Here is a 12,226-nt window from a genome sequence, read left to right as displayed (position 1 = left end):
GTCTGGCACCACCCGCTCCTCACCCTCGAGCGCGCCGCCGACTTCCTCGTCCTCGACCGCGACGGACCCGGCGACAACTGCGATGAGATTCCGCTGCCGGAGGGCGTCGTCATCGCTTCGCTCCAGGACTGAGCACCCCCCTCGCAGGGGAGGCGTCCGTGCCCGGGAACGGTGCGGACGCCGGCATCACCACAACAGACGAGCGCCGGGCCGCGGAACGAAAAGCCCCGACCGCACAAAACGATAGCTACGACACCACAGGCAGGAGGCCGGCGGAACGGGCGCACGCGCAACCCGCGGGCATGCTTTGTGCCCGGCTCCACCGAGTCCTCCAGGAGAAAACATCATGAAATTCTTCAAGTCACTGTTCGGGCAGGTCTGCATCGCCCTGGTACTGGGCGTGCTGGTCGGCGTGTTCGCGCCGGAATTCAGCGTCAAGCTCAAGCCGCTGGGCGACGGCTTCATCAAGCTGATCAAGATGATCATCGCCCCGATCGTGTTCTGCGTGGTGGTCACCGGCATCGCCGGCGCCGGCGACCTGAAGAAGGTCGGCCGCGTCGGCGCCAAGGCGGTGATCTACTTCGAGATCGTCACCACCTTCGCCCTGTTCGTGGGCATCGTGCTCGCCTACGTGCTGCAGCCGGGCGTGGGCATGAACATCGATCCGAAGTCGCTCGACGCCTCGGCGATGGCGGCGTACGTGCAGACCGCTGAAACGGTCAAGGGCGGCGGTGCGATCGACTTCCTGATGAAGCTCATCCCGAGCACCGTGTTCGACGCCTTCGCCAAGGGCGACATCCTCCAGGTGCTGCTGTTCGCGATCCTCTTCGGCACCGCGCTGTCGCTGCTCGGCGAGCGCTTCCGCCCGGTGTACAAGCTGATCGATCAGCTCAGCCACGTCCTGTTCAAGATCATGTTCCTGATCGTGCGTCTGGCACCGCTCGGCGTGCTCGGCGCCATCGCCTTCACCACCGGCAAGTACGGCATCGGCTCGCTGAAGCAGCTCGGCATGCTGGTGCTGATCTTCTACGCCTCGTGCATCGTCTTCGTACTGCTCGTGCTCGGCAGCATCATGCGCTTCGCCGGCTTCAGCATCGTCAAGTTCCTGCGCTACATGCGTGAAGAGCTGTTCATCGTGCTCGGCACGGCGTCGTCGGACAGCGTGCTGCCGCAGGTGATGCGCAAGCTCGAAAAGCTCGGCGTGCACGACTCCACCGTCGGCCTGGTGATCCCCACCGGCTACTCCTTCAACCTCGACGGCTTCTCGATCTACCTGACGCTCGCCGCGGTGTTCATCGCCCAGGCCACCAACACCCCGCTCTCCACCGGTGAGCTGCTGACCATCCTCGGCGTGTCGCTGGTGACCTCCAAGGGCGCGCACGGCGTGCCGGGCTCGGCGATCGTCATCCTCGCCGCCACGCTGAGTGCGGTGCCCGCACTGCCCGTGGTCGGCCTGACGCTGGTGCTCGCGGTGGACTGGTTCATGGGCATGGGCCGCGCGCTCACCAACCTGATCGGCAACTGCGTCGCCACCGTGGTGATCGGTGCCTGGGAGAAGGACATCGACTACGAACGCGCCCACGCGGTGCTGAACGGCGAGATCAAGGTCAGCCTCGACGAACCGGCGTCCGGGGACGACGGCACCACCGCTCCCGCCCCGGCCCACTGAGCCCTCCCGCTGCCGGCGCCGCTCCCCGCGAGCGGCGCCGGCGTTTCCGCGTCCGCACCGGGTGGCGGGCGCGTCGGCACGAAAGCCGCTAGAGTCCGGCGCCAACCGCCCCCCAGCGCCGAGGAGCCCCGCCATGCCCCTGCCCGCCCTCGACACCGTCGAGATCGAACCCGCCACCCCCGCCACCGCCACCGTCATCTGGCTGCACGGACTCGGCGCCGACGCCCACGACTTCGAGCCCGTGGTGCCCGAACTCGGCCTGCCACCCGGACTCGCGGTGCGCTTCGTGTTCCCCAACGCCCCGGTGCGGCCGATCACCATCAACGGCGGCTACGTGATGCGCGGCTGGTACGACATCCTCGCCGCCGACATCCCGCGCGCCGAGGACGCCGCCGGCGTGCGCGACTCGGCGGCCCGCATCGAGACGCTGATCGCACGCGAGAACGCCCGCGGCGTGCCGAGCACGCGCATCGTGCTCGCCGGCTTCTCGCAGGGCGCGGCGATGAACCTGTACGCGGGCCTGCGCCACCCCGAAGCGCTCGCCGGCATCGTCGCGCTGTCGGGCTACCTGCCGCTCGCGGCGACGCTGGAGGCCGAACGCCACCCGGCCAACGCCGCGGTGCCGATCTTCATGGCGCACGGCGACCACGACGCCGTGGTGCGCCACACGTGGGGCGTGGCCACGCGCCGCCAGCTCGAAGCGCTGGGCTACACCCCGGCGTGGCACGAGTACCCGATGGGCCACGAGGTGTGCTGGGAGGAGATCCGCACCATCGGCGCCTGGCTCGCCGCCACCCTCGGCGACGCCAAGCGGTTCTAAGCACGGCCGCAAGCGCATAAGCTCTCGCGCGGACACCCATCCTCAGCGGCAAGGAGTCAACATGAAGCACTCGCATACACGGCTGATCGTCGCGGGCCTCACGCTCGCACTCGCGCTCGGCGGCTGCGCCCAGCCCGGTGGCGGCAGCGCCGGCGGCATGAGCAACACCTCCAAGGGGGCGATCGCCGGCGGCGTCGTCGGCGCACTCGCCGGCGGCCTCACCCAGGGCCACGACAAGGCCAAGCGCGCGCTGATCGGCGCCGGCATCGGCGCGCTCGCCGGCGCGGCGGTGGGCAGCTACATGGACCAGCAGGAGCAGCAGCTGAAGGGCCAGCTCGCCGGCAGCGGCGTCGACGTGGTGCGCCAGGGCGACAGCATCGTGCTGAACATGCCCGAGGCGATCAGCTTCGATACCGGCAAGGCCGCGCTGAAGCCCGGCGGCGAAGCGCAGATCGGCAAGATCGCGGCGGTGATCAAGCAGTACGACAAGACCGTCGTCGACGTCGCCGGTCACGCCGACAGCAGCGGCAACCCGCAGAGCAACCTGGCGCTGTCGCAGCGCCGCGCCGCCGCGGTCGCCAGCGCCCTGGTGCGCGACGGCATCCCGCAGTCGCGCATGGTGATCAACGGCTACGGCGACACCCGTCCGGTGGCCGACAACGCCAGCGAGGCCGGCCGCGCGGCCAACCGCCGCGTCGAGATCACCCTGCTGCCGCTGACGCAGGGCTGAGCCGCCCAGGGGCCGGCACGCCGGGCGCCGGCCCCGCACGCCGATGAGCCTTCTCGACACGCCCCTCGACGGCGGCTGCCTGTGCGGCCGCGTGCGCTACCGCGTCGACCCCGGCGCGGTGACGGTCGCCTACTGCCACTGCACGCAGTGCCGTCGCGCGAGCGGCGCGCCGGTGTCGCTGTGGGCGACCGTGCACCCGGCCCGCTGGCGGCTGACGCGCGGCGCGCTCGCCTGGTACGCGGTGGGGGCACGCGCCGAGCGCGGCTTCTGCCCGCACTGCGGCGCGCAGCTCGTGTTCCGCTTCACCGGCCAGGACGAGGAGATCGACGTCGCCGTCGGCACGCTCGACACCCCCGACGCGCTGCCGCCGCAGTACCACGTCTACACCGGCACGCGGCTCGCCTGCATGGCGGCCCTCGCCCCTGAGCTGCCGGCGTGGACCGACCACGGCCCCGACGCGCCACCACCGACCGACGCCGCATGAACCCGCCGCTGCGCGTGCTGCTGATCGGCCCCGAGTCGACCGGCAAGACCACGCTCGCCCGCACCCTCGCCGCCCGCTACGGCGAACCCTGGGTGGCCGAGTTCGTGCGCGAGCACCTCGCCGCCGCCGGCCGGCACGAGGTGCGCTTCGACGACCTCGCCGCGATCGTCGCCGGCCAGCTCGACGCCGCCGCGCGCGCCGCGCGGCGGGCGCGGCGGCTGCTGATCTGCGACACCGCCCCGCTCGCCACCGCGATCTACGCCCGCCACTACTTCGGCCGCTGCCCGCCGCGGCTGCTCGCCCGCGCCCGTGCCGACGCGCACCGCTACGCCGTGGTGCTGCTCGCCGACACCGACCTGCCGTTCGCCGCCGACCCGCTGCGCGACCCGGCCCAGGACCGCACCGCACTGCGCACGGCGTTCCGCCGCACGCTGCAGCGGCTCGGCATCGCGCACCGCTGGCTGCGCGGGCGCGACACGACCCGGCTGGCCGCCGCCCGCGCGGCGGTGGAAGCGGCGCTGCGGCGCCGGCGGAACGACGCGGGCCGTCTTCAGAACAGCACCAGTTGCAGCCCCTGCCCGCGGCCCGCGGTCTCGAACCCCGACACGGTCACGCCGAGCAGGCGCACCCGGCGCGGGCCCGCCTCGGTGCGCGCGAGCAGCACGGCGAGGCGTGGTTCGAGGTCGGCGTAGGTGGCGGTGGGCTCGGCGAAGCTCAGGCTGCGGGTGACGCTCTCGAAGTCCGCGTACCTGACCTTCACCGTCAGCGTGCGTCCGCGCAGGCCGCGCCGGGCGAGGTCGGTGGCGACCTCGGCCGCCAACGCGCGCAATTGCCCGAGCATCTCGGCGGGGTCGTCGAGATCGGTCGCGAAGGTGGTTTCGGCGCCGAGCGACTTGCGCGCCCGATCGGGCTCGACCGGGCGCTCGTCGATGCCGCGCGCGAGCTGGTGGTACCAGGCCCCCGCCTTGCCGAAATGGCCGACGAGCTCGTCGCGCGAACGCGCGCGCAGGTCCGCGCCGGTGGCGATGCCGAGGGCGAGCAGCCGCCGTTCGGTGGCCCGGCCGATGCCGTGGAAACGGCCGACCGGCAGCGCGGCGACGAAGTCGGGCCCCTGCGCCGGGGTGATCACCGCGAGGCCATCGGGCTTGTCGAGGTCCGAGGCGAGCTTGGCGAGGAACTTGTTGTACGACACGCCCGCCGAGGCGACGAGCCCGGTCGCCGCGCGTATCGCCTGCTTGATGTCACGCGCGATCAGCGTCGCCGAACCGCGGCAGGCGGTGCTGATGCTGACGTCGAGGTAGGCCTCGTCGAGCGACAGCGGCTCGATCAGCTCGCTGTAGCGGCCCAGCACCGCGCGGATGTGCTGCGACACCGCACGGTAGACCTCGAAGCGCGGCTTGACGAACACCGCGTGCGGGCACAGCCGGTACGCCTGCGCGCTCGGCATCGCCGAGTGCACGCCGAAGCGGCGCGCCTCGTAGCTCGCCGTCGCCACCACGCCCCGGCTCGCCGGCGGGCCGCCGACGATGACCGGCCGCCCCCGCAGCCGCGGATCGTCGCGCTGCTCGACCGCGGCGTAGAAGGCGTCCATGTCGACATGGATGATCTTGCGCTGCTCTTTGTCTTTCACGACAGACACTTGTCTGCGACAGGCAGGTGTCGATCATAAGAGATGTGACGCCGGATGGGGCGCTTTCGCGTGTCAGGAGCAGGTCACGGCAGCGGCCGGCAGGTGTCCGCCGGCCGCTGCCAGGGGGGGATACGGGAACGGCGGCACCGGTGCTGGCCGGGCCGCCGGGGTGGCGTCGCGCTCAGGCGGCGACGCGCGCGAGCGCCGGTTCGCGCTCGCTGATCTCCCAGGCCTGCGGCGTGGCGAGCAGCTGCCGCAGCAGGCGGTTGTTGAGCGCGTGCCCCGACTTGTAGCCGCTGAAGGCGCCGAGGATCGGCAGGCCGAGCACGTAGAGGTCGCCGATCGCGTCGAGCAGCTTGTGACGGACCAGTTCGTCGGGCCGGCGCAGGCCTTCGGCGTTGACCACGCCGGAAGCGTCCAGCACCACCGCGTTGTCGAGGCTGCCGCCGAGGGCGAGCCCGGCCGCGCGCATCTTCTCGAGGTCGGAGAGGAAGCCGAAGGTCCGACACGGCGCGAGCAGCCGCGCGTAGTCGTCGCCGTCGAGATCGAAGTGCGCGCGCGCCGGCATGTTGCGCACGGCGGGGTGATCGAAGTCGATCTGCAGATCGAAGCGCCGCCCCGGCGCCGGCGCGAGCCGCGCCCACTTGTCGCCGTCACGCACCATCACCGCCTGGCGGATGCGCAGGAAGCGGCGCGGTGCCCGCTGCGCGCGCACGCCGGCGCGCTTGAAGGCGGCGACGAAGGCGGTGGAGCTGCCGTCCATCACCGGCACCTCGGGGCCGTCGAGGCTCACCACGGCGTTGTCGATGTCGCAGCCGGCGAGCGCCGACATCAGGTGCTCGATGGTGCTCACCCGGGCCTGTTCGCTGAGTTCGAGCACGGTGCTGAGACGCGTGTCGACGATCTTGCCGGGGTGCACCCGCGTGCTCGCCGGGATGCCGAGGTCGGTGCGGCGGAACACGATGCCGCTGCCGGCAGGCGCCGGCTCCACCCGCAGTTGCACCGTGCGACCGCCGTGCAGGCCGATGCCACTGAGGGACACTGCGGTACGCAAAGTATGCTGCGGGGTCATTGCCGTTCTCCTGCCCTGACGTTTATTGCCTAAGCAGTATATTGATGCAGCGCAACGAGGGAAAGTTATTTTTGCCACATGTTGCTAACAGGATATTTCTAATGGTCTCGCTTGCAACATTTCAAGCGCCGGCAAGGCGCCCGCCAGCGCCTATCCTTCGTCTGCGCCCGCCGTTCGTCGGGCCCTGCCGAGGGAGGATGACGCCATGCCGAACCCCTGCGGACCCATCCTGTTGCGCGGCGGCCTGCTGCTCGCCGCGCTGACGCCACCGGCCCTGGCACAGGAAACGCCGCCGCCCGCGAACCCCTTCGGCAGCGCCCCGTCGCTGTTGGTGATCGGCGCCGTGGTGGTGATCGTGCTGGCGTTCCTCGTCTACCTGTTCGTTGCCCAGCGGCGTTTCTTCAACGCCTGCCGCGAGGACAAGCAGCTCGCGCTGTTCTTCCAGAGCCAGGCCGGGCTGCCCGAAGGCACGGTGCGCGCGACCATCGGCCTGCTGCTGATCACCGTGTCGCTGGTGATGCTGGTGCTGTCGATGTGGGGCGGCCTGAAGTTCCCGGAGATGCTGACCGGGCTGCTCGGCTCGGTGATCGGCTTCTACTTCGGCAGCCGCAGCGGCGGCGGCGAACCCGACAAGGTCCTCAAGGCGCAGGTCGACTCGCTCGGCAAGGCGCTCGACGACGCCACCACCGACGCCCAGCGCGGCACCGCCGACGGGCTGATCGGCAAGGCCGAGGCCGGGCTCGCGGTGGTGAAGACGCTGACCGGGCTGTTCCCCGAGGAGCAGGGCAAGCGCTACGCCGACCTCGCCGACACCCTCGGCAGCGGGCTCGCGGCGGCGAAGTCGCTCGCCGACGGCGACCCGGCGGCGGCGGCGGCCAAGGCCGGCGAGCTGGTCAAGGCGCTCAACGCCGACAATCCGCTGAGCGGCATCGTCGGCGGCGCGCTGAAGGACTTCACACCTTTATTGAAGAGCGTCGCGCCGGCGCTCGGCCCGGCGGCGCTGATCACCGCGGTGGTCGGCGTCGGCATCAAGCTCGGCGGCGAGGCCTACCAGCGCTGGCGCGCGCGCGTGCTGCACCTGCCGCTGTCGCCCGCGGTGCTGGCGCTGGGCGAGGCCGACGCCACCACCGGCATCGCGATGGTCAGCGCCGTGCCGGCGCTGCGCGCCGCGCTCGGCGCCCGCCTCGACGACCGCCCGTTCATGCTGCAGTTCGCGCAGGACGTGCTGACGCAGAGCGACCTGGAGACGCTGCGCGCCCGCTACGGCAGCGGCTTCGAATCGCCCGCCGCGTTCGAGGACGCGATCGAGCAGGCCCGTCGCGGCGCGGTCGACGGCGACCTCGGCCCGCGCGCGCAGACGCTCGACCCGGCGCTGCTCGCGCCGGTCGGCGGCTACGACCCGCTGGTGCAGGCGGTCGACGCCATCCACGCCAGCGCCGCCAAGGGCGAACCCGAGGGCGAGGCCGCGCTGGCGAGCCTCGACCAGTTGATGGCCGCCAGCGACCGGTTGTGGCGCGACAGCCAGCCGGTCACCACCCTGCTCGCCGATGCCGTCAAGGAGGCCCAGCCATGACCGCCACCCCTGCACGCCCCCGCGGCGTCGCCGCACTGCTGCTGTGCGTGCTGCTGCTCGCCGGCTGCGCCTCCGTCCAGCAGACGCGCCAGCTCGACGACTTCAAGACGCTCGCGGCCAAGGGCGACTACGCCGCGATCGCCGCCCGCGACGTGAACTGCGACGCCACCGACCCCGCCTGCGCGCAGGCCCAGCTGATCAAGGGCGACGCCTGCTACCGCCTCGCCCAGGCCGGCGACGCCTCGCGCTACGCCTGCGCCGCCGACGCCCTCGGCGCCGGCCTCGCCGCCCCCGGGCTCGACCAGCCCGCCGCCACCCGTGCGGCCTACGCCGCCAACCGCTGCGAGGCGCTGCGCCAGGCGCGCGACCGCATCAGCGGCCCGCCGGCGCTCGCCCGCAACAAGGAGCTCGCCGCCTGCGCGCAGGCGCTCGAGACGCTCAGCCCCGGCAGCGCCGCGGCGCGCTTCTTCGCCGTCAACGCCGGGCTCGCCGCGGTACAGGTCAGCCCCACCAACGCGACCACCTGCGCCCGCCTCGACGGCCTCGCCGCGAGCCTGCGCGAACGCGAGGGCGCGGCGGCGGCCAGCGGGCTCGATGCACCCTACCGGCGCCTCGGCAACGACCTGCAACTCACCCGCCGCGGCTTCGGCTGCCGCTGACGCGAGGGCACCGCGATGGCCTACACCCGCGTTCTCAAGTACCGCCTGCCGATGCTGCGCGGCAACGACGTGCTCGAACTGCAGCTCGCGCTGCGCGCGCTCGGCCTGTACCAGAGCGGCCAGCCCGACGGCCTGTTCGGCATGCGCAGCGACGCCGCCGTGCGCGCCTTCCAGACGCAGAACGGGCTGACCGTCGACGGCGTGTTCGGTCCGCAGTCGTGGACGCGCCTCGCCGAGGCCCTGGCCGGCGCCGCGCCGGCCGGCACCGCCGCGCCCGCCGTGGTGCGTGCCAGCGCCGCGCGCCCGGCCGACCGCCTCGCCGGCGTGCTCGCCGACCTCACCGCGGTGCACGGCTACCGCGACAGCGTGCGCTGGCACCTGACCCCGATCGGGCTCGCGATCGGCGACGAGCCGCCGCAGGGCAGCGGCGGCGAGCCGAAAACCATGCGCCGCGTATGGGGCGACTTCGGCCCCTCGATCGTGCGCTGGGCGACGCAGTTCGGCGTGCCGGCGGAGCTGATCCTCGCCACCATCGGCACCGAATCGGGCGGCGACCCGCGCGCCGTGCGCGAGGAGCCCGGCTACCGCGACGATGAACGCACCCCCGGCAAGGTGTCGGTCGGCCTGATGCAGACGCTGATCAGCACCGCGCGCGAGGCGCTCGGCGAAGGCGGCAACGTCGACCGCGCCTGGCTCGAAGTGCCCGACAACGCGATCAAGGCCGGCACCGCCTGTATCGCCAGCAAGTTCCCGCAGACGCAGTTCGACCCGCCCAAGGTCGCCTGCGCGTACAACGCCGGCGGCGTCTACTACCAGGACGGCGCCGGCAACCGCTGGAAGATGCGCCAGTACCCGATCGGCAGCGCCGCGCACGCCGACCGCTTCGTGCAGTGGTTCAACGACGTCTTCCTGCTCTTCGCCGCCGACGGCGGCGCGCCCGATGCGAGCTTCTGGGCGCGGCTGAACGCCAGGACCTGAGGGCCGCAACGGTGGAGTCCGCCCCCGCATGAGTGCACGCCGCATCCCCCCGATCCACGGCCTGCTCGCCTTCGAGGCGCTGGCCCGCCTGCGCAGCGTCACCGGTGCCGCGGAGGAGCTGAGCGTGACGCCGAGTGCGGTGAGCCACCGCATCCGCCAGCTCGAATCGCAACTCGGGCTCAAGCTGTTCGCGCGCGGCGACTTCAGCCTGACCGCCGACGGCGCGGCCTACCTCGCGCGGGTGATCGAGGCGCTCGACGCGCTGCAGGAAGTGCCGGGGCGGCGCGCCGTGGTCGGGCCGACGCGGCTGCGCGTGGCGGTGATGCCGACCTTCTCGCGCCAGCTGCTGCTGCCGCGGCTGTCGCTGTTCCGCCACCGCTACCCCGACATCCACCTGATCCTGCAGGTGACGATCCCGGTGCTCAACGTCACCGCCGAGGAGGCCGACATCGAGCTGCGCTTCGGCACCGGCCCCTTCCCCGACCGCGAGTCGATGCACCTGCTGTCGGAGGAGGTCTGCCCGGTGTGCAGCCCGGACTACTTCAACGAGGCCGGCCCCTTCGACGGCTTCGAGACCGACGCGGTGGTGTCGCGCGCGCGCCTGATCCGCTCCCCGCTCGAACCCTGGCGCACCTGGCTCAAGGCCTGCGGCATCAGCCTGCGCGAGCCGGACAGCAGCGCGCAGTTCAACGACATCGGCCTGATGCTCGATGCCGCGGTCGCCGGCTTCGGCGTCGCGCTGATGCGCCTGAAGCTCGGTGCGGCCTGGCTCGACAGCGGCCGGCTGATCCGCCTGTCCAGGCACAGCGTGCCGTCGCCACACCACTACTTCCTGTGCTGGAAGCCGGGCACGCTCGAACGCTGGGAATGCGCCGCCTTCGTCGACTGGCTGCGGCAGTCGCTGCGCGATTGAAAACGCTTCACGGCGCGCCGCAACAGCTTTCACGCCGCGCCGTGCCCCCCTCCGTAAAGTGACTCTCCGAGCAGGCGTCGACGCTCCCCGAGCGATCACGACGCCCCGTCGCCACACCACCACTTTGCAGGGGAAATCATCCATGAGCCGTCGCTGGTATCGCGGTACCGACTTCAAGCGCGCCCTCACCATCGAAGAGCTGCGCGGCGTCGCCCGTCAGCGCACCCCCCATTTCGCCTTCGAGTACGTCGAGGGCGGTGCGGAGGACGAGCACACGCTGCGGCGCAACCGCTCGGTGTTCGACGACTACGTGCTGCTGCCGAACACGCTGGTCGACGTCTCCCAGCGCAACCTGAAGACGACGGTGTTCGGCCGCGAGATGGCGGCGCCGTTCGCGATCGCCCCCACCGGCTTCAACGGCATGCTCACCCACAAGGCCGACGTCGCGCTGGCCCGTGCCGCCAAGGCCGCGGGCATCCCGTTCACGCTGAGCACGGTGTCGACCGCGAGCATCGAGGAGATCGCCAGCGCGGCGGCCGGCGCGCGCCACTGGATGCAGCTCTACGTGCTGCGCAGCCGCGAGTTCGCCAAGCACATCGTCGAGCGCGCGCTGGCAGCGGACTACGAGGCGCTGCTGGTGACCACCGACGTGCCGGTGTTCGGCCACCGCGAGTGGGACAAGCGCAACTTCTCGCGGCCGATGCAGTTGTCGCTGCGCAGCAAGCTCGACGTGCTGCGTCACCCGCGCTGGCTGTTCGACGTGATGATCCCGCACGGCGTGCCGCGCTTCGGCAACCTGTCGGCCTTCCTGCCCAAGGGCCAGGACAGCGCCGAGAAGGGCGTCGCCTTCGTCGGCCAGGAGCTCGACCAGACGCTCGACTGGGAGGCGATGCGCTGGGTGCGCGACCTGTGGCCGCGCAAGCTGGTGATCAAGGGCGTGCTCGGGGTGGACGACGCCCGCCGCGCGGTCGAGATCGGCGCCGACGGCATCGTGCTGACCAACCACGGCGGGCGCCAGCTCGACAGCACCCTCGCACCGCTGGAGGTGCTGCCGCAGGTGCGGGCGGCGGTCGGCGACAAGCTCACCCTCCTGATCGACAGCGGCTTTCGCCGCGGCGCCGACATCGTCAAGGCGCGGGCGCTCGGCGCCGACGCGGTCCTGCTCGGCCGCGCCACCCTCTACGGCGTGGCCGCCGGCGGCGAGGCCGGCGCGGCCCACGCGCTCGAGATCCTGCGCAGCGAGGTCGACCGCGTGCTGGCGCTGATCGGCCGCCCGGACATCAACCAGGTGGGGCCGGACTGCGTGATGAAGCGCAGCAGCTAACTCTGGTAATACCAATAGTCCATTCACAAAAAATCGTCATTGTGAATCTGAGCGGAAGCAGATGCAACGCCATGCCCGCGAGATGACATGGCAGCACTAACTGCTTCATAAACAGCCATATGACTCGTTATGACGACGAAGTAGTCGGCCGGGATAAAAATTTCGGTTGAATCAGAATGTGTGAAAATTTCTAATACAGTGGTCAGATCAATTTACCAATCTGATCTGACCACCCTTGGCGTGCATCGGCGACCATGGCCGGTGCCGACAAACCTGGCAGGAGGAGGCAATAGAACGACATGACCCTGAAACTGTTGGTACCGAAAGAGGTGCATCCGGGGGAGCGGCGGGTGGCGCTCGATCCGAGCGTGGCC

12 protein-coding genes and 1 pseudogene are annotated in these 12,226 nt (G+C 71.5%); 11 read left to right on the top strand and 2 right to left on the bottom strand.

Annotated elements, in window-relative coordinates; translation table 11 throughout:
- The 6 genes and pseudogenes from EV699_RS19335 to EV699_RS20380 form a co-directional block, all read left to right on the top strand.
- Positions 1 to 132 (top strand): ureidoglycolate lyase (locus EV699_RS19335; RefSeq protein ID WP_207923030.1); only part of this gene is annotated, 132 nt, incomplete at its 5' end.
- A gap of 214 nt (positions 133 to 346) precedes the next feature.
- A complete protein-coding gene (locus tag EV699_RS19330; RefSeq protein ID WP_207923029.1) occupies positions 347 to 1,669 on the top strand; it encodes a C4-dicarboxylate transporter DctA in 1,323 nt (440 codons plus the stop codon).
- A gap of 133 nt (positions 1,670 to 1,802) precedes the next feature.
- Complete coding sequence (locus EV699_RS19325; RefSeq protein WP_132545912.1) at positions 1,803 to 2,489, top strand: alpha/beta hydrolase; 687 nt, start codon at positions 1,803 to 1,805, stop codon at positions 2,487 to 2,489.
- A 61-nt stretch (positions 2,490 to 2,550) separates the two neighbouring features.
- The gene (locus EV699_RS19320) at positions 2,551 to 3,219 is read left to right on the top strand and encodes a YiaD family glycine zipper/OmpA-like lipoprotein (protein ID WP_132545910.1); all 669 of its coding nucleotides are present in this window, start codon (positions 2,551 to 2,553) and stop codon (positions 3,217 to 3,219) included.
- Positions 3,220 to 3,262: 43 nt separating this feature from the next.
- Complete coding sequence (locus tag EV699_RS19315; protein WP_132545908.1) at positions 3,263 to 3,703, top strand: GFA family protein; 441 nt, start codon at positions 3,263 to 3,265, stop codon at positions 3,701 to 3,703.
- Positions 3,700 to 4,143: pseudogene (locus EV699_RS20380) on the top strand (AAA family ATPase); the annotation flags it as partial. The gene EV699_RS19315 and the pseudogene EV699_RS20380, both read left to right, overlap by 4 nt.
- Before the next feature lie 110 nt (positions 4,144 to 4,253).
- On the opposite strand, the gene dinB reads toward EV699_RS20380, so the two are convergent.
- Together dinB and lpxC are read right to left on the bottom strand one after the other, a co-directional pair.
- On the bottom strand, positions 4,254 to 5,333 hold the full coding sequence (gene dinB, locus EV699_RS19305) for a DNA polymerase IV (RefSeq protein WP_424450047.1): 1,080 nt from the start codon (positions 5,331 to 5,333) through the stop codon (positions 4,254 to 4,256).
- 181 nt (positions 5,334 to 5,514) lie between these two features.
- Complete coding sequence (gene lpxC, locus EV699_RS19300) at positions 5,515 to 6,405, bottom strand: UDP-3-O-acyl-N-acetylglucosamine deacetylase (protein WP_132545904.1); 891 nt, start codon at positions 6,403 to 6,405, stop codon at positions 5,515 to 5,517.
- A 205-nt stretch (positions 6,406 to 6,610) separates the two neighbouring features.
- On the opposite strand from lpxC, the gene EV699_RS19295 reads away from it, so the two are divergent.
- The 5 genes from EV699_RS19295 to EV699_RS19275 all read left to right on the top strand — a co-directional run bounded on the left by EV699_RS19295 (position 6,611) and on the right by EV699_RS19275 (position 11,852).
- Complete coding sequence (locus tag EV699_RS19295) at positions 6,611 to 7,978, top strand: hypothetical protein (protein ID WP_132545901.1); 1,368 nt, start codon at positions 6,611 to 6,613, stop codon at positions 7,976 to 7,978.
- Complete coding sequence (locus EV699_RS19290) at positions 7,975 to 8,637, top strand: hypothetical protein (protein ID WP_132545899.1); 663 nt, start codon at positions 7,975 to 7,977, stop codon at positions 8,635 to 8,637. The genes EV699_RS19295 and EV699_RS19290 overlap by 4 nt, the downstream gene beginning before the upstream one ends.
- Before the next feature lie 15 nt (positions 8,638 to 8,652).
- On the top strand, positions 8,653 to 9,615 hold the full coding sequence (locus EV699_RS19285; protein WP_132545897.1) for a peptidoglycan-binding protein: 963 nt from the start codon (positions 8,653 to 8,655) through the stop codon (positions 9,613 to 9,615).
- A 28-nt stretch (positions 9,616 to 9,643) separates the two neighbouring features.
- Complete coding sequence (locus EV699_RS19280) at positions 9,644 to 10,528, top strand: LysR substrate-binding domain-containing protein (RefSeq protein WP_132545895.1); 885 nt, start codon at positions 9,644 to 9,646, stop codon at positions 10,526 to 10,528.
- Between the two features lie 142 nt (positions 10,529 to 10,670).
- Entirely contained in the window at positions 10,671 to 11,852 is a 1,182-nt protein-coding gene (locus tag EV699_RS19275; protein WP_132545893.1) for an alpha-hydroxy acid oxidase, read from the top strand.
- Positions 11,853 to 12,226: the final 374 nt, after the last annotated feature.

The sequence above is a fragment of the Plasticicumulans lactativorans genome (assembly GCF_004341245.1).
In the GTDB taxonomy this organism is placed as follows: domain Bacteria; phylum Pseudomonadota; class Gammaproteobacteria; order Competibacterales; family Competibacteraceae; genus Plasticicumulans_A; species Plasticicumulans_A lactativorans.
Note: the sequence above shows the minus strand (reverse complement) of the source record. Positions and strands in the feature narration are given on the sequence as shown.